The sequence below is a fragment of the Peribacillus sp. NJ4 genome, from assembly GCF_030348345.1.
Taxonomy (GTDB): domain Bacteria; phylum Bacillota; class Bacilli; order Bacillales; family DSM-1321; genus Peribacillus.
On sequence record NZ_JAUCFQ010000001.1, the window covers coordinates 582,664 to 600,030 of the forward strand.

21 protein-coding genes are annotated in these 17,367 nt (G+C 42.2%); 10 read left to right on the forward strand and 11 right to left on the reverse strand.

What is annotated here, in order from left to right; translation table 11 throughout:
• Window positions 1–14: 14 nt before the first annotated feature.
• The 3 genes from QUF94_RS02855 (at window position 15) to QUF94_RS02865 (ending at window position 1,942) form a co-directional block, all read left to right on the forward strand.
• Window positions 15–578, forward strand: coding sequence for a 5' nucleotidase, NT5C type (locus QUF94_RS02855; protein ID WP_289314525.1), 564 nt, complete (start codon window positions 15–17; stop codon window positions 576–578).
• 132 nt (window positions 579–710) lie between these two features.
• Window positions 711–1,103 (forward strand): hotdog fold thioesterase, encoded by a 393-nt coding sequence (locus QUF94_RS02860; RefSeq protein WP_289314526.1) that lies wholly within the window; start codon window positions 711–713, stop codon window positions 1,101–1,103.
• A 119-nt stretch (window positions 1,104–1,222) separates the two neighbouring features.
• Window positions 1,223–1,942 (forward strand): MOSC domain-containing protein, encoded by a 720-nt coding sequence (locus tag QUF94_RS02865; RefSeq protein ID WP_289314527.1) that lies wholly within the window; start codon window positions 1,223–1,225, stop codon window positions 1,940–1,942.
• A 55-nt stretch (window positions 1,943–1,997) separates the two neighbouring features.
• Here QUF94_RS02865 and mnhG read toward each other — a convergent pair whose 3' ends face one another.
• The 7 genes from mnhG to QUF94_RS02900 are packed head-to-tail and all read right to left on the reverse strand — an operon-like array spanning window position 1,998 to window position 7,726.
• Window positions 1,998–2,336 carry a monovalent cation/H(+) antiporter subunit G gene (gene mnhG, locus QUF94_RS02870; protein WP_289314528.1) on the reverse strand — a complete coding sequence of 113 codons (339 nt, stop codon included), beginning with the start codon at window positions 2,334–2,336 and terminating at the stop codon, window positions 1,998–2,000.
• A complete protein-coding gene (locus tag QUF94_RS02875; RefSeq protein WP_370017115.1) occupies window positions 2,320–2,556 on the reverse strand; it encodes a Na(+)/H(+) antiporter subunit F1 in 237 nt (78 codons plus the stop codon). The genes mnhG and QUF94_RS02875 overlap by 17 nt, the downstream gene beginning before the upstream one ends.
• 47 nt (window positions 2,557–2,603) lie before the next feature.
• On the reverse strand, window positions 2,604–3,080 hold the full coding sequence (locus tag QUF94_RS02880; RefSeq protein WP_289314530.1) for a Na+/H+ antiporter subunit E: 477 nt from the start codon (window positions 3,078–3,080) through the stop codon (window positions 2,604–2,606).
• 6 nt (window positions 3,081–3,086) lie between these two features.
• A complete protein-coding gene (locus QUF94_RS02885; protein ID WP_289314531.1) occupies window positions 3,087–4,568 on the reverse strand; it encodes a Na+/H+ antiporter subunit D in 1,482 nt (493 codons plus the stop codon).
• Complete coding sequence (locus QUF94_RS02890; protein WP_289314532.1) at window positions 4,561–4,902, reverse strand: Na(+)/H(+) antiporter subunit C; 342 nt, start codon at window positions 4,900–4,902, stop codon at window positions 4,561–4,563. The genes QUF94_RS02885 and QUF94_RS02890 overlap by 8 nt, the downstream gene beginning before the upstream one ends.
• Window positions 4,902–5,324, reverse strand: coding sequence for a Na(+)/H(+) antiporter subunit B (locus tag QUF94_RS02895; protein WP_289314533.1), 423 nt, complete (start codon window positions 5,322–5,324; stop codon window positions 4,902–4,904). The genes QUF94_RS02890 and QUF94_RS02895 overlap by 1 nt, the downstream gene beginning before the upstream one ends.
• A complete protein-coding gene (locus QUF94_RS02900; protein ID WP_289314534.1) occupies window positions 5,321–7,726 on the reverse strand; it encodes a Na+/H+ antiporter subunit A in 2,406 nt (801 codons plus the stop codon). Before QUF94_RS02900 ends, QUF94_RS02895 begins: the two co-directional genes overlap by 4 nt.
• Before the next feature lie 330 nt (window positions 7,727–8,056).
• Between QUF94_RS02900 and QUF94_RS02905 the strand changes: the two genes are divergently transcribed.
• Entirely contained in the window at window positions 8,057–8,614 is a 558-nt protein-coding gene (locus tag QUF94_RS02905; protein ID WP_289314535.1) for a DUF5366 family protein, read from the forward strand.
• 38 nt (window positions 8,615–8,652) lie between these two features.
• Here the strand turns inward: QUF94_RS02905 and QUF94_RS02910 are convergent, their stop codons facing one another.
• Complete coding sequence (locus QUF94_RS02910; protein ID WP_289314536.1) at window positions 8,653–10,512, reverse strand: transglycosylase domain-containing protein; 1,860 nt, start codon at window positions 10,510–10,512, stop codon at window positions 8,653–8,655.
• Window positions 10,513–10,789: 277 nt separating this feature from the next.
• Between QUF94_RS02910 and kapD the strand changes: the two genes are divergently transcribed.
• Window positions 10,790–11,413: a 3'-5' exonuclease KapD gene (gene kapD / locus QUF94_RS02915; RefSeq protein ID WP_289314537.1), complete on the forward strand. Its 624-nt coding sequence runs from the start codon at window positions 10,790–10,792 to the stop codon at window positions 11,411–11,413.
• A gap of 40 nt (window positions 11,414–11,453) precedes the next feature.
• Here the strand turns inward: kapD and kapB are convergent, their stop codons facing one another.
• Window positions 11,454–11,840: a kinase-associated lipoprotein KapB gene (gene kapB / locus QUF94_RS02920; RefSeq protein WP_289314538.1), complete on the reverse strand. Its 387-nt coding sequence runs from the start codon at window positions 11,838–11,840 to the stop codon at window positions 11,454–11,456.
• Window positions 11,841–12,017: 177 nt separating this feature from the next.
• Between kapB and QUF94_RS02925 the strand changes: the two genes are divergently transcribed.
• The 4 genes from QUF94_RS02925 to QUF94_RS02940 all read left to right on the forward strand — a co-directional run bounded on the left by QUF94_RS02925 (window position 12,018) and on the right by QUF94_RS02940 (window position 14,296).
• The gene (locus QUF94_RS02925; protein WP_098371439.1) at window positions 12,018–12,608 is read left to right on the forward strand and encodes a peptidylprolyl isomerase; all 591 of its coding nucleotides are present in this window, start codon (window positions 12,018–12,020) and stop codon (window positions 12,606–12,608) included.
• A 135-nt stretch (window positions 12,609–12,743) separates the two neighbouring features.
• The gene (locus QUF94_RS02930) at window positions 12,744–12,968 is read left to right on the forward strand and encodes a hypothetical protein (protein WP_289314539.1); all 225 of its coding nucleotides are present in this window, start codon (window positions 12,744–12,746) and stop codon (window positions 12,966–12,968) included.
• Window positions 12,969–13,165: 197 nt separating this feature from the next.
• Window positions 13,166–13,642 (forward strand): GNAT family N-acetyltransferase, encoded by a 477-nt coding sequence (locus tag QUF94_RS02935; RefSeq protein ID WP_289314540.1) that lies wholly within the window; start codon window positions 13,166–13,168, stop codon window positions 13,640–13,642.
• Between the two features lie 39 nt (window positions 13,643–13,681).
• Window positions 13,682–14,296: a PH domain-containing protein gene (locus QUF94_RS02940; RefSeq protein WP_289314541.1), complete on the forward strand. Its 615-nt coding sequence runs from the start codon at window positions 13,682–13,684 to the stop codon at window positions 14,294–14,296.
• 41 nt (window positions 14,297–14,337) lie between these two features.
• Here QUF94_RS02940 and QUF94_RS02945 read toward each other — a convergent pair whose 3' ends face one another.
• Window positions 14,338–15,195, reverse strand: coding sequence for a manganese catalase family protein (locus QUF94_RS02945; RefSeq protein ID WP_289314542.1), 858 nt, complete (start codon window positions 15,193–15,195; stop codon window positions 14,338–14,340).
• A 143-nt stretch (window positions 15,196–15,338) separates the two neighbouring features.
• On the opposite strand from QUF94_RS02945, the gene QUF94_RS02950 reads away from it, so the two are divergent.
• On the forward strand, window positions 15,339–16,094 hold the full coding sequence (locus QUF94_RS02950) for a TraR/DksA C4-type zinc finger protein (RefSeq protein ID WP_289314543.1): 756 nt from the start codon (window positions 15,339–15,341) through the stop codon (window positions 16,092–16,094).
• A gap of 40 nt (window positions 16,095–16,134) precedes the next feature.
• Here QUF94_RS02950 and QUF94_RS02955 read toward each other — a convergent pair whose 3' ends face one another.
• Window positions 16,135–17,310 carry a MalY/PatB family protein gene (locus QUF94_RS02955; protein WP_289314544.1) on the reverse strand — a complete coding sequence of 392 codons (1,176 nt, stop codon included), beginning with the start codon at window positions 17,308–17,310 and terminating at the stop codon, window positions 16,135–16,137.
• Window positions 17,311–17,367 lie beyond the last annotated feature (57 nt).

Here is a 17,367-nt window from a genome sequence, read left to right on the forward strand (position 1 = left end):
GAGGAGTGAAAGATATGAAATTCGGTTTTGATATTGACGATACCCTTATTAATTTGAGGGAGTTCGCGTTCCATCTTTATAATGAAAAGCTTAATAAGAACATAGAGTTAGCGAAATTCAAAGCATTAAAGACAATAGAGATCCATGAAGCTTTCGGGCTTGATAAAGAGGCTGGCGGCAAGATGTGGAACAGCCTTGCCGAGGAAGTGTATTATTCATCCTGTCCAACCTTCGAGGGAGCGGTGGAAACGCTGCAGGAGCTTGAACGCGATGGTCATGAGATCTATTACATCACCGCTAGAAAATCGGAGCATGGTGAACGGACGAAAAAATGGTTGATTGAAAACGGCTTTCCCGTTAAGGATGACCATTTTTACTGTGGTATGAAGGATCATGAAAAAATTGATACGATTCGTAAATTGGAATTGGATTATTATTTTGATGATAAACCGGCAGTTCTGGAAACTTTATTGGATATTCCAACGAAAGTGTATGCAATTGATAATTCCTATAACAGGGAATTGGATATCCCAAGACTGACAAACTGGTTTGAATTAAAAGAAATACTCTCGAAATAATACAATTCACATTATTGAAGGATGACTTGATAGACTTGGGTCATCCTTTTTTTGTATACTATTATGAATGGTGATTCACTTTTTCTGAATCATTCGTTGTAGGAAAAAACATAAGAGTTGGGGGTATTGGGGATGGAGAGAAATATTGAAAATTCGTTGATAGGCACGCTTGGGATAGACATGAAAGTAATCGGTGACGGGAAAGTCATTGCGACGATGCCGGTGGATGAACGTACCAGGCAGCCATATGGTTTATTGCATGGGGGAGCGTCCGTTGCCCTTGCGGAATCCGTTGCAAGTTTTGGCGGGATGCAGCTTGTGGACAGTGAAAAACAAGCTGTCGTGGGCCTTGAAATCAATGCCAATCATGTAAGGGGCGTCCGTTCAGGTATTGTTACCGCCGAAGGGAACATCATCCATCGCGGGAGGACGACAATGGTATGGGACGTGAAAATCCGTGATGAAGAGGATAATCTTATCTGCATTTCACGCTGTACGTTGGCCGTTATCGACTTACCGAAGTGAATCAGGGAACGATCGCTTTGAGGTGACGTAATGATTTAGACGGTTCACTATTTTGATTCTACAGTATCCGGTTTACGTATAATATGGCAGTAGACTATTGTATGAAAAGGAGTTTTTTTATGCTGGTTGGTCATATACAGGAAATCACCCGTCATCCTGTAAAATCTTTCACTGGTGAACAGGTACAGAAAACAAGGGTGATGGATTATGGACTATATGGAGATCGCAGTCATGCCTTTAAAGACAAAAATGGGAAGTTCCTGACGATAACCCAAGTCCCGGAGATGGTCCGCTATCAAGCTGTTTTTTCTGGTGAGGAAACCCTTGACCAATATCCGGAAATAAAAGTGAAGACCCCTTCAGGAAACGTGCTGACATGGGGAGGGGAAGCCTTTCGGGAGGAAATGGAACGGTTGTTAAATCAGGAGGCAACTTCCGTTGTTTATCCGCCAGCACATATCCCGTTCGGTGCGATTGAAGAAGAAAACATCCTGCTAGTCAGTGATGCCTCGATTGGCGAATTGTCGAAGCTTTGGGGAAGAGAAGTGGATGGCAGAAGATTCAGGCCCAATTTGGTGCTATCTTTAGAGAACAAAACACCCTTTTTAGAAGAGCGATGGTTCGGAAAAAGGATTCTGATCGGGGAAGATGTTGAACTGGAAATCAAAAGGCATTGTGAGCGTTGCATGATCATAACAGTCGATCCGAGCGATTCCCATAGAGATCCATCACTCTTGAAAACTGTCGTCAAGGAAAGGAACAATCATTTTGGTGTATATGCTTCGGTCATACGAAAAGGTGAAATCAGTTTAGGGGACCAGGTATATTTAAAGGATTGAGACAGAAAAGAGCTGCTCCTGTTAAATAGGGCAGCTCTTTTGCAATGGCAGGGAATCACCGGATTTTCTTTAAATCATCCTGGACACTCCGATCCCACATTTTAACGCCTGAATGGTAAGCCGAGCGATTGATTAAATGCCCGGCAACAGGGCCGGTCATGAAGATGAAGATGATCGCGAGCACGACCCGGAAATCGAAATGGCTATGCTTATAATAGAAATATAACAAGGTGCCAATCAGGATGAACATGATCCCAAGTGTCGAGCTTTTTGAGGCAGCGTGATTTCTTGTATAGACATCGGGCAGCCGGATGATTCCGAAAGCCGAGACTAAAAAGAGAAAGACCCCCAATAATAGGAATAGGGCAGATAGGATTTCAACGATTGCGGTCATCTTCGATAATCTCCCCTTTCTCAAGGAATTTGGCAAACGCGACCGTTCCTATGAAAGATAGGATTCCGAGCAGTAGAATGGCTTCCAGATAAGCGCTTGTATCCATGACAATGGAGGCAAGTGCAACGATTGCTATTAGGTTTATTCCCATCGCATCGAGTGCGACGACCCGATCCGGTACGGAAGGCCCTTTGATTAAACGGTATAAGAATCCAATCATGGAAAGCGAAACACCGAGCAACGCGATTTTAAGTATTAGATCGAACATTATTTGCTCACCTCCATGATCGCCTTTTCGAATGTATTTCTAATGCTGTCCACGGCTTCATCCTTATCGGCAATATCCATCGCATGGATATAAAGAATCCGATTATCCTCCGATACTTCAACGACAAGTGTTCCTGGTGTCAGTGTAATTAAATTCGATAGTATCGTAATTTCCCAATCCTTAGTCAGCACTGTTTCGAATGCGAATATGCCAGGTCTCATATCCAGACTCGGTTTAAGCACGACCTTAAGGACGCTAATATTGGAAAGTATGAGTTCCCTTGCGAATATGAGTAGTAATAGAACGACGGCATTCACCCTGTTCAGGTAAAAACGATCATTGAAAAAATGACGGAAGACGAACATGATGCCGAGCCCCAATACATATCCGATGATAAAAGTGCTCCCGTTAAACTCATTTTTCAAAAACATCCAGATAACCGCAAGGAACACATTCAGTAAAATTTGGAATGACATCAGGCACTACTCCTTTAAAACCGCTTTGATATAAATATCGGGATTCATTAATGTATCTGCAGCTTGTGTAATGAATGGGTAAATCGATTCTGTTCCTACTCCGAATAAAACGGAAATGATAACAAGGAGGACGGCAGGAACCAGCATTTTATTTACCGTATTATTAGATAAGGCATAATCAGCTTTTGGAGTTCCCCAGAAACCATTCATGAATATTTTCATAACCGAGTATAGGACCATCAAGCTTGAAATCAAGACAACGGCCATTCCAAAGTAGGCACCTTTTTCTGCAGCTCCCTGAAGAATCAGGAGCTTGCCGGCAAATCCGCTGAACGGTGGTATTCCCGCCAATGATATGGCAGCTATGAAGAAGGTCCATGCAAGGGCAGGGTATTGCTTGATCAAGCCGCCCATATCCCGTAAATCATCCGATCCGCTGATTTTGATCATGATGCCAACCAGCAGGAAGAGTGCAGCCTTGATAAGCATGTCATGAATGATATATATAATGGAGCCTGATAATGCCTGCCCATTCATGATCGAGATGCCGAAAATGATAACCCCGACGGCGATGATGATATTGTAAATGATGATTTTTTTAACATCCCAATAAGCTATCGCTCCTATGACACCGATGATGATGGTCAAGATCGCAAGTATCGCAAGGAAAGTGTGGGTGAAATCCTGGTCATGATAAAACATGAGTGTATAGGTCCTGAAAATGGAGTATATCCCTACCTTTGTCAGCAATGCCCCGAATAGTGCGATCACTGGGATGGGTGGAGCATAATAGGACCCAGGCAGCCATTGGAAGAGCGGGAAAATGGCTCCCTTCAAACCGAAGACGATCAAGAAGCCAATTGCTATCACCGAGATGATTCCAGGCTGGTTGACTTCCGCTATCCTCTGGCTGATGTCTGCCATGTTCAATGTGCCAAGAACTGAATAAAGGTACGCCACCATGATGACGAAAAAGGAAGAGGAAAGCACATTGACGATGATATACTTCAATGATTCCCTCAGTTGTATTTTCGTCCCTCCCAGTACCAGCAGCACGTAAGAAGCCATCAGCATGACTTCAAAGAAGACGAATAGATTGAAAAGATCCCCCGTAAGGAAGGCACCGTTTACACCAATCAGCAAAAATTGAAATACAGGATAATAATAGTGTTTTTCACGTTCTTCACCTATGGAGTAAAACGAGTAAATCAGTATGGCCAATCCAATGATATTCGTGGTCAGGACCAACAGTGAAGAAAGCATGTCTGCGACGATCACGATCCCGAACGGGGCATCCCAGCTACCGACACCGAGAGTCAAGATCCCTTGAGTATGAACCGAGAACACTAGATAAAGGGATATTACGATTCCGATAAGAGAGGAAAAAAGAGAGATTCCTCTTTGCAGCTTGATTTTTTTTACAAAGAAAATGAGAAGTATGCCTGTGAAAAGCGGCCATAAAACAGGCATGAAAGTAAGATTATTCATTCGCTTCCGTACCTCTCATTTCTTCCATATCATCAGTTCCGAGTTCCTGGTAGGTCCGATAAGCAAGAACCAGCAGAAATGATGTGACTCCGAAACTGATGACGATGGCCGTCAAGATAAGCGCTTGCGGAAGCGGATCAACATAGGTTGTAACATCATCACTTAGCAATGGAACGGAACCGCCTTTCAAACCGCCCATCGTCAAAATCAAAAGATGGGCGCCGTGACTGAGCAGCCCAGTACCGATTATGATTCTTAAAATGCTTTTTGAAAGCATTAAATAGGTCGCACACATAAATAGTATTCCAATGACAATGGCCATTAAAAGTTCCATTATTCACTCTCCCCTATCGTTTGAATAATGGTCATCGTTACACCAACAACCACAAGATAAACACCCAGATCAAAAAGTACCGCAGTATGAAGCGAGATGTGCCCAAGAAGAGGCAAATCGAAATATTGATATACATGTGTCATGAGCGGCACCCCGAACACTAACCCGCCGGCAACAGTCAGGCTTGATATGAACAAGCCTGAACCAATCATTAACTTATAGTCAATCGGCAGGATGCCTGTGACGGTTTTAATGTCGAAAGCGAGCAACAGCAGGACTATGGCGGCTGATGTCATTAAACCGCCGACAAACCCGCCTCCTGGCGAATAATGCCCCCCTAAAAAGATGGCTACTGCAAAAAGCAGGATAACAAAGGCGGCGACTTTCGTAACCGTTTGGAGAATCAGGTCATTTTGCTTCATGATTTATCTTTCCCCCCTGTCAAACGCAATTTGATCATCGCGAATATTCCAAGCGCAGCGATCGAAAGGACAGTGATTTCAAACATCGTATCAAGTCCGCGGAAGTCAACGAGAATGACATTTACGACATTCTTTCCGCCTGCTTCCTTATAAGCATTTTCAAGGTAGTAACTTGATATGGAATCAAATAGTTTATTGCTATGTGCCGATAAGGCAATCAATGTAACCATGACTCCTACACCAATGGATATAAGGGCATTATTCAACCTGAATGTCATCCGTTCTTCCTTTCTGCTTGCCATTAATGGAAGGTGGAAGAAACAGAGCAAAAACAGTGATACAGAAATCGTTTCGATGACAAGTTGAGTCAGGGCTAAATCCGGTGCCCGCAACAAAACGAAAAATAGGGAAATCGTATAACCGACCGCTCCTAAGATGATAATGGAAGTCAAACGGGATCTTGCAAACAGAATGGCGATCGAGCCAATCACGGTAATCGCCGCTAATACCCATTCATATAAGCCGATCGAAGCTAAATTTCCTGTATCCAATTTAAATGCATCCTTCCAATAGAGCGTAAAGCCCAATGAAAGAATGAAGAATAGGAATATCGAAAGCAGATATGTACGGATCGAACCTGTCATTAAAAATTTCATGACGGAGGATGCCGAGCGTTCGAGCCCTCTTAGCCCGTTATCATACAGAGCATTCAGGGATATACTTTCAGGCATCCACTGATGGATCTTTTGCCACTTCGGAAACGTCTTGTATAAAATGATACCAAATGCAATGATACCGACTGTCATCCATAATTCGGGTTGGAATCCATGCCAGAAGGCGATATGGACTTGGAAATCCGGACCCACCAAGCTTGGCTGAATGCCAGCTACCGCCGGTTCAATGATTGACGAAGATAGCAAGTTTGGAAAAATGCCGAAAATGATCACCAACGAAGCAAGGATTATTGGAGAAATCAACATCCCGATCGGTGCCTCATGGGGTTTCTTGTCCAATAGGTTTAACTGAAGTTTGCCTGTGAAGGGTTTGAGCACGACAATCATGCTGTATATAAAAGTGAATACACTGGCGACCCATGCCAGCACAGGAAACAGCATCCCCCATGTCGCCATATTGAAGATATTCAGTTCCAATACATCCACCATGCTGGCCAAGAACATTTCCTTGCTTAAAAAACCATTGAAGGGTGGAAGGCCAGCCATTGAAAAAGCACCTATGACGGCGACGGTGAAAGTAATCGGCATCAACTGCATTAATCCGCCAAGCTTTCTGATATCACGCGTACCGGTTTCATGATCAATGATGCCTGCAACCATGAAAAGGCTACCTTTAAAGGTCGCATGATTAATCAAGTGGAATACAGCTGCAACCGTGGCTGCCAAGTATATATTTTCCCCTAAAGATTCATAGTGGAGTGCCGCCGCTCCAAGCCCCAAAAGCGACATGATCAATCCGAGCTGACTGATGGTGGAAAAAGCGAGAATCCCCTTTAAATCTGTCTGTTTGATTGCAGAGAATGAGCCCCAGAACAGGGTGATCAATCCGGCAATCGAAACTAGCCAGAACCATATTCCGGATTCTGCAAAAACAGGGCTTAATCGGGCAACCAAATAAATTCCGGCCTTGACCATTGTAGCGGAATGAAGGTAAGCGCTGACTGGTGTCGGAGCTTCCATCGCGTCAGGTAGCCAGATATGGAACGGGAACTGTGCGGATTTAGTGAACGCACCAAGCAGCACAAGCAAAAGGGCAGGAGTGAAGAGCGGGTGGTCCATAAGTTCCCCACTTTGTGCTATCAATTCACGTATGCTGAATGTGTTCCCCATAATGGCAAGGAGAATGATGCCTCCAAGCAGGCTTAAGCCTCCAAACACAGTGATCAACAGGGATTTCTGCGCCCCATAACGTGAACGCTCCCTTTCATTCCAATATCCTATCAATAAAAATGAGGATAAACTCGTGAATTCCCAAAACGAATAAAGGACAATCAGATTATCGGAAAGGACGACGCCCAACATCGCTCCCATGAAAAGCAAAAGGAAGACGTAAAATTGGTTCAGCTTTTCTTTCTCTTTCGATAAATAGAAAACCGAATACAGAACGACGAGTGAACCTATCCCTGTGATAAGCAAGGCGAACAAAAGCCCTAGACCATCCACATAGAAATCAATATGAATTCCGAGAGAAGGAATCCATGCAGCCCTTTCTGTAATGATATCCCCTCGTTTGGTCAAGGAAATGAAACTTGAAAAATAGGTGAAAAGGAGAATCGGTAAAATCAATACAAACCAACCTGTATGTATTTGTCGAAATAGTTTGTATAATATTGGTACAATAAGTGCTAATAGAAACGGTGATAATACCGCCCAATGAAGTAAAGACATAAACTCCCCCCTTTTTAAAACGAAGTCATTCGTCTTATTATGCTTTTTTCACGCAATCCTAGACGTTAGGAAATCTTCGTTGATTATGAATTTTTTTATCGAATACTTGTCTCGCTTAAAAGTATAACGCAATTTTTGTGGGTTTGCATGGCTTTAAAAACAGTGAAGGCCGACTAAAATGGAGTTTTATATATAGGTAGAAAAGGAGAGGAAATCGACCTGAAAAATTTAATTTAAAAGTTTTTCAAGGGTGAATTAGTAGAGTATCCATTGTGAAATGGTGGATTATCTAGCATAATATAGGATAAAAGATACATGGATGGAGAAATCATGAAAAACACATATTTACTTAGCTACTTTCCAATCATTTCAATCCTATTGTTCAGCCTCTCCTTTGCCATTTATGGGGAAATGCAGATGCTCAAGTTATTTGGGAATTTGGGAATCTACCAAGGGATGCTGGAGTTTTTTTCTGAAGCGGGCATTAAGCTGGCGCTGCTGATCGTATTGCTGCTATTATTCTTTATGGTTTTTGCCGCATTGAAGTTGATTTCCGATACTATATTGGAGCTGTCCTTATTATTCTTTTCCAAAGATTCGGAAGGTAAAGCACTGAACAGTGTAAGAAGGGGATCTGTCATTTATGTCATTGGCGGTGCCTGTTCATTGTTCAGTGTCCAATTCATCATCGGGCTTGGTTCTATCTTTATCGCAACGAATGTCGTGGCCTTAATTTATTTTGTCAATAAGTTAAGCCCGAGCCTGAATTTGTCCAGGCTTGTCGGATTGGTTTTCTTTCCAATCTTCGTTTGGGCTGCCTTGATTTCAATAGTCGCTTATGCGGGATTGAAGCTTTATAACAGCGTTATTGCAAGTCTTCCCATATAGAAAAAAAAAGAAGGTGCCATCATGGCACCTTCTTTTTTTCACTCGGCAGTCTGGCTGATGTCTTTCCAAATCAGTACATGGGGTGTATGTGAATAAATGGATTGCAGATTGGATGGCTTGTCCCTCCCAATCCAAACGCCTGTTGTATAGTTTGCTGTCAGGCCGACAAACCACATGTCTTTCACATCATTGGTCGTACCGGTTTTCCCGCCGATATAATCTGTGGGAAAGTAGGCTTTGCGGGCTGTCCCGGAAAGCGTTGTTTCATGGAGAAGTTGCCGCATCTTGGCTACGGTGCTTTTGTTCCATATCTCCTTGGAGTTGTCGTTCCATTTATAAAGGACTTCACCTTTTTGATCAGTGACTTTAATAATGGCCCGCGCTGGCTGATAGTTTCCGTCATTGAAGGAAGTATAGGCATTTGTCAGTTCAAGGGGACTCATGCCATATTCGAACCCGCCTATGGCCGAACTCGTATGGTGGTCTTTTTTGCTCACTTTTTTAAAGTCGAAAGCTTCCAGGTACTTGAAACTAGTCTCCATACCCGTCTTTTCAAAAAGCCTTATGGCGGGTGTATTATAGGATTGAGCGAAGGCTGTCCTTAGTGAGACCATCCCATAACTGTCACCGCTATAATTCTTTGGGCAATAGCTATTGCTGCAATAGCTCGCTCCACTTACAAGCTGATTGATGTCAGCACCCGTTTCTTCAATATAGGGAGCATAATCGAGAAGTGGCTTTATGGCTGACCCTGGCTGCCTATAACTTTGGTATGCCCGATTGAAAGAATTTTTTTTATAATCCTTTCCCCCAATCAAAGAGACAAGCTCGTGCGTATGATGCTGTATAACCACTAAAGCTCCCTCGATATCATTGACACCGATTTTTGATTGTACAGCAGTCTTGGACTGGGTTTGCAGCTTGGTATCGAGTGCGGTATGGATGGTTACACCGGAATTCAAAAGCTTTTCGACCTTTTTATTCAGTTCTACTTCCGCCTGCTGACGTATATCGACATCAGGACTTTGCAGAGATTTGGTGAGACCTTCAGAGGATGCCACCAGGTTTTTCAATTCCTGATGAACATACGCCACGTAATCGGGATATAAGTCGACCGAGGTGGACAAGTCTAATTTAATCGTAGTGTTGATGAGCTTTTCATACTCGGTCTGTTCTAAATCACCTTCGGCTACCATTTGTTTCAGTAATCTCTCCTGCCTCTTTTTCGTCTCATCAAAATGTTTAAGAGGATTGTAGTTTTCGGGATTATTAGGAATCGCTGCAAGGAAGGCAAGTTCCGCTTTGGACAACTCCCCAGTCGGTTTACTGAAATAATACTGGGAGGCAGCTTCGATTCCATAGGCTCCATTACTGAAATATATGGCATTCAAATATAGCTCCATGATTTCCGGTTTTGATTTTTTTCGCTCTAACTGATAGGCGTAAAGGATTTCACTAAGTTTTCGGTTATACGTCCTATCATGTGAAAGGTAAGCATTCCTGGCCAGCTGCTGGGTAATGGTACTGCCGCCTTGTTCGATTGTTTTATTTTGTGAATTGATAAGAAGCGCCCTGCTTATGCCGGATAGGTCAACGCCTGCATGATCATAAAATTTCTGATCCTCTGTAACGATGAACAGGTTTTCCAGGAAAAGGGGGATGTCTTCAAGTTTTAGGTAGGTCCTTTTTTCACCAGTGGAAATTTCACTGATGACCTTTCCATTTGCAGCCTTCATGTAACTGGTCTGAGACAGTTCTACCGAATCCATGGGAATTCGCTCGTCGAGTACATGATAGGGAGATTGCGCTAAGGACCATTCCTGATAGGAAAGGAAAATGAAAAGGATCAATACGGGAACTAAGAGGGAAATCGTGATATAACCAAGGCACTTGCGCATAGATCAACTTCCTAACTAATATATTTTTAGTATGTTCTTGGGAAAAATGACGGGATGAAAGAATGGTACTTTTGGTTCATTCATCCATCATAATCCAATTAAGGTAGACAATAAAGAGTTTTGGGTAAATTAGGTATGACGGCAAAATTTCTATCTGAATGGTGTATTACGATCCAATTAAAAACTTTCTAAATCTTCTGTTATAATATTCTCATGAGAAAATTAAATCCAATTTTTGTTTAGACGTGATGTCAGGAAAATGAAGGGGGTCATAAAAATGGAGGAACAACAGCAATATGTATTCATTGATTTTGAATTTACGATGCCGGAAGGAAAAGCCAATCCATCAGGGTTTTATCCAGAAATCATTGAGGTTGGTTTAGTCACAGTCATTAATGAGAGTATTCAGGAACAATACTCATCTTTTGTTAACCCATTGAAATTTCCAGTCCTAACGGGAAGATGCAAGAAGTTCTTGAATATTACCCAAGATCAGGTGGACCGGGGGATTTCATTTGAAGAGTTGGTTTCTTTATTGAAGAAAATTGATGAGCAGCACCCGACGACGATTGTGACCTGGGGAAATATGGACATGAAGGTACTTCGCCAGAACTGTCAGAAATCAGGACTTGATTTCCCTTTTTCAGGGAAACAAACGGATCTTTGCTTGGAGTATAAACGCTTTTTCGGAGATCAAAATCAAACCGGACTTTGGAAGGCTGTACAGGCCTATGGCAAAGAAGGGACAGGCAAGCATCACAGGGCGCTGGATGATGCAATCACGACATATAATATCTTTAAGTTAGTAGAGAAAGATAAAAGTTATATGCAAAATCATGAACCGACGACAATTGGCGATCGCATTGATTTATCAAAGGTTTTGAATCATTTAGCGTTATAAAAGCCAAATCATCTACTACTGATTTGGCTTTTATCATGCTTTATTTGAAATAGTCCGCCGCTAAATCCTCTAGCAACTGTAAGCTTTTATCATTCCACTCTGTGTGTGCTTCGCTTAAGGTGCGTTTCATTTTCTCGACAGCTTCTCTTAAGGACTCCTTATACTCAGGAATCTCCTCTTCAAAGATCCTTACCATATTCTTCGGTACATTGGTTTGCTCCCGGAATGCAAGAGCGCGCCGCTGATGGAACATGGACACTTCCGTTTGCTTCGGGTTATGAAGATCTCCCTGCATGGGATGCTTCAAGACAGCCAACACTTTAACAAGATATGCAGCAGGTCTGATATCGGTAATTTCCCCGATGTATTTTCCAGTTTTATATATGGCGGTAACTTTATCGCCGATTTTAAAATCCTGTTCTGACATTTCCCTACCACCTTTCTTTTACTTCCTTCATGATACATAAGAACAACGATTTTTCACAGCGATTTTGTTCAACTTCGCAAAGATGCTTTTTTCACGAAAATCGTGTAAAGTGTACAAATGAAGATGGAAAATGGCAGTTAAGGCCATTTTATTTAAAACAGAAAGAGGGTATGTACAATGACAAACTTTCCACAATTAACAAGTGAAGTTTTGGAAAATGAAAAAGCGGTCATCATGCAAACGACGATGGGCGATATTAAAATTAAACTATTCCCTGAGCTGGCTCCGAAGACAGTGGAAAATTTCTTGACCCATGCTGAAAACGGCTACTACGAAGGAATCATCTTCCACCGTGTCATCAAGGATTTCATGCTTCAAGGCGGAGATCCGACAGGGACTGGAATGGGTGGAGAAAGTATCTGGGGAACTCCATTCGAGGATGAGTTCTCTATGCAATTATTCAATTTGCGTGGAGCTCTTTCCATGGCAAATGCAGGCCCGGGAACAAACGGCAGCCAATTCTTCGTCGTACAAGCCCAGCATGTAGACAGCAGAATGGGTGAGCAAATGAAGCAAGCCGGTTATCCGGAAGAAATCATTAGCGCTTATATGGAACAAGGCGGCACACCATGGTTGGATCATAAACACTCTGTTTTTGGTCAAGTGGTTGAAGGCATGGACGTTGTTGATACGATTGCTAACGTAGAGACAGTTGCGGGAGACAAACCAGCAGTTGATGTTGTCATTAAAGGGATCACCATTTTATAAATAAAAGGGAAGCGAGGGGCTAATGGCCTCTCGTTTTTTTTAGATTTTAGTGGATAAGGCCCACTAGTGGATTGTTCTGGTAATTGATATAATGGGATAATGCAGTTTAATTCCCTATCAGGAAGGATGTATCGGATGGACTTTCTCAATCATACTTTACTTGGTTTGTTTCTTTACTTTCCAGAAGACAAGACTGAATATATCTCGGCTGGCATAACTTGCTTCATCTTTTTGGTTGCAGCGGTTTTTACGATGAGGGCAATTATAAGATATTCAAAGAAGGAAGAAATGAAAACCAAGCAATTTGAAGATGAAGTCACTAAAAGGAACCGACGTATAAAGGATGATACCATTACTTGATTCCGGAAGAGGCGGGTGCATCGCGAGAGGTCCTGCCGTTTTTTTATTCCATGATTATTGATTATCTGAATATGAATGGTATTATGTTTTGTTAGAAGGTTGTAAAGGATCTGAATGAAGAATAAAATGTTCCCTTATCAGCATAAGCATTTTATACTATAAGCAGAGAGAGAGAAATTTTGGGGGCGTAAATAGTTATGCAAATCGTAGCGAAAAGAATGATTGCGACAGATACGGTCAAGAGTTTTTTCATTCAGCACTGGGAGACGACTCAAGTCGTTTTTTCAAGAGGCTTGTTTCATTATGCGGAACTTGAGGGTTTTGGAGTGATGGACGAGAATGAAAAAATCACGGGTTTGGGAACATACAAATTATCCGACCATGTATGTCAGATCATTTCTTTGAACAGTGAGCATGAGAATCAAGGTGTGGGCTCATCGTTGCTTTATGTGATGGAAAATATCGCTAAGGAAAAAAATTGCCATACTATTAAAGCGATTACAACGAACGATAATTTACAGGCATTGAAGTTTTTTCAAAAGCGTGGTTATGTCATTTCGGAAATCGTTAAAAATGCAGTTGAAGAATCACGGAAAATAAAACCTGAAATACCATTTTACAGTTTTGATGGAATTCCGATCCGAGATGAGATAATACTGGAGAAATACTTATGATAGGGTGTAATTACCTGAAATTTGATAGGGGGAATGGGAATGTTCAAGAAAATTGCGGCTGATGCCCTTGGTCTTAGTGATATTGGGAGTGTGATTAGCCCTGCCGATTATGACAAGGTGGATGCAGATGATTATATCATGCATGAAGATGAGGAAAAAATTTATTTCCTGATTAAATCGAAAACCGATGAGTACTGTTTCACGAATCAAGCGTTCATACATTTGGATGGCACGAGTGCAATAAGCAAAAAGCGTACACTTACTAGGTATAGCTACAGCCAGTATAATATTTCCAACGTAACGCTTGAAACGGCAGGGACTGTTGATTTGGATGTGGAAATTAAATTTTCGATCGGTGCAAAGAGTTTCTCCATTGATGTCCATAAGAAATTCATTGAAGAATTAAAGGACTTGTTCAAAACACTCGTGAAAATATCGGAAATTTGCCATGAGAATGAATATGCCCTTCAATATGCCCAGCAAAGTGTAAACCTTGCTTCTTCCACTTTGAACCAGGTTCGTACTGAAGGAAGCCAAATGGCTGCAAGTTTCAAGGAAATTAATTCCGCAGCTTTCGAATGGTTGATGGATAGCCGGAAAAAGTACCATGTGAAAGATTTTGGCTTTGTTTTTGAGAAATATATCAATAATTAAAACAAGGAGGCGAACACAGAATGATGTGTCCGCCTTCTTTTTTAATTGTTCAAATCACTCAATCCAGGACTGTGTTCATTTGGCATATCTGGCATTTCTGGGACCGGGAATCCTTTTGGCGGCTCGGTAACAGCAAGTTTTCCGCCATTTCGACTCGGTGTTTCCCCTTGGAAAACTTCGCTGATTTGAGTTTGATCCAGCCTGAAATTGAATTGGGCATTATGGTAGCCTAAATCCACATATTTGCGGCATTCAGGATATTTGTTCAAATCATAATTAGGTACGGGGAAGATTTTTCCCCAGTCGACCCCGAGGGTTTCCAATGCTTTGGCAAATGCATTTTGATGGGCATTGTCACGAACCATTAAAAATGCCAGTGTTTCACGCATTGTTTTATTGGAACTCATTTCATAAATCCTCGACTTTTGCAGGACCCCCGTGGATTCAAGCATGACATTATTCAAAAGGTTCGCCACAAGATTACCGTGATCATAAACCCATGATCCATTCCATGGATTGCCGCCAGCATCGACGGGGAGGGAAGCTTTCGCACCGATGATGAAATGATGGGGGTTTGCGCCACCCCGGATGACATCATCCAATGGGGCACCATCGATACCGGCATCTCCGGGCATATCCCCGCCAGCATCATTCAGCAGCTGGTTAATGGTTGATTGGACAAGTTCAACATGGCTTAGTTCCTCTAAGAAAACACCACGGATTAAATCACGATATTGTTTAGCCTTGCCGCGGAAGTTGGCGCTTTGGAAAGAATACTGCATCATCGTCCGCATTTCACCGAATTGCCCTCCGAGCGTTTCCTGAAGTACTTTTGCTGCATTCGGATCAGGCTTATCGGGAACGATGATATTTATTAAATCTTCTTTATAGAAATACAAATCAAAGCCCTCCTAAGAATTAATATTTCTGATTTAGCTTCTGTTATCTGAATTAAATTATTCTTAAGGTAAAAAATACCCTTATGGAATGACGGGAAGAGAGAAATACTAGTGGGAAGAACGATTTTGAAAGGATGTTGCACATGCTATCCAATCAGCAGCTTAAAGAATTTCAACAGCAATTGCAGCAAACGAAGCAAGAGTTGAAAGAGCGATTAAATGATCAAGGCGACCACGATTTAAGAAGAAGCATGGAGGATTCGACAGGTGAGTTATCGAATTACGATAATCATCCCGGCGATCAGGGAACCGAGTTATATGAACGGGAAAAGGATTTGGCCCTTACCGAGCATGATCGGGATGAAATAAGGGATATTGAAAGAGCGCTTTCTGCCATCGAGGCAGGTGAGTATGGAAAATGCGAGGTTTGTTCAAAGGAAATACCTCTTGAACGTTTGAATGCCATCCCTACTACGACTTATTGTGTCGAGCATACCCCGTCACAAGAAACTTCGGACAATCGGCCGGTGGAAGAGGAAGTGCTGGGACCCCCATTTGGAAAGTTTGATTATGATGACCGGCACGAATCGGTTGCATACGATGCGGAAGATTCATGGCAGGACGTTGCCAGCTATGGAACATCTGAAACGCCTTCCGATTTTGTGAATCCACCAAATGATTACGAAGATATGTATGTCGAGTCCGAAGAAAATATCGGATATGTCGAAGATTATGAAAATTTCGTTGGTGTGGATATATACGGTAAAGAGATAACCGTTTACCCTAACTCGCAATATGAAGAATTGAAGGAAGAACTTTTTGAAGAAAATATTCAAACCCCGTTTGGGGATTTGCCACGTTATGAGCATGATCCTTATGTAGATGAAGAGAAAGAATGAAAAAAAAGAACCAGGATTCTAAACCTGGTTCCTTTTTTATTTATGGAAAAGCCAATTTCAAACGGTTTAGCCCTTCCATCATCATGCTGCGTGAACAACCGAGATTCATTCGGACGAAACCTTCTCCGCCAGGTCCATATTTTGAACCGGGCTCCAATGCGAGCTTCCCTTGATGAATCAGCCGTTCCTTAATTTCCTTGTCGGTCAATCCAAGGTCACGGCAATCAATCCATAATAGGTAAGAAGCTTCCGGATGCATGACATGCAGTGAAGGAATTTCAGCAGCAATGAATTCCTCTGCCACTTTTATATTCTCCTCAATGTAGTCAATCATGTCTTCCAGCCAATCCAAGCCCTCTCGATACGCGGCTTCCATAGCTGTTAAGGCAAAGATGTTAAGACCATGGAAGGCAAGCTTCGTTTGGGCCTTTTGCAATTGCTTCTGCAATTTTTCATTACTGGCGATCAGGAATGAAGCTTGAAGGCCGGCAATATTGAATGTTTTACTTGGGGCCATTAACGTAACGGTTATGTCCGCTAATTTTTCCGAAAGTGAGCCGATCGGATAATGCCTCGAAGTTTTATGGAATAAGTCAGCATGTATCTCATCACTGACGATGACTACATCATATTTTTCACATAGCTCCCCGATTCGCAATAGTTCGTCCTTTGTCCAAACGCGTCCGCCAGGGTTATGTGGACTGCAAAAAAGGAATAGTTTCACTCCGCTTTTCAGTTTGTCCTCAAAATCCGTGAAATCAATCTCAAAGCGGTCTTTTTCTATGATAAGGGGACTATTGACCACTTCCCGGTCATTATTTTTGATCATATCAAAAAATGGGGTATAGACGGGAGATTGTAACAATATTTTATCGCCCGGGTTCGTGAATGCTTGGATCGTTGTACCGATCGCAGAAACGACGCCAGAGCTGAATGAAATCCACTCTTTTTCGATTTGCCAGGAGTGCCGGTCTCTAAGCCAGCTTTGAATTTCGGTGAAAACCGTTTCCGAAGGGACGGTATAGCCGAAAATTGGATGATTCAAGCGTTCCATTAACGCCTTTTGAATGCCCTCAGGAGATGGGAAGTCCATATCGGCAACCCACATTGGTAGAATATCCTCGCGTCCATACAATGATTTGAGCGAGTTTTTATCCCATTTTGCTGACCCTGAATTTTCCCTGTTAATTTGTTCTTCAAAAATTGACTTGTTCAAAATATACACCACCGAATAAAAATTTGTCGTCTTCGTGAAAAGTCTGTTGTTATGATA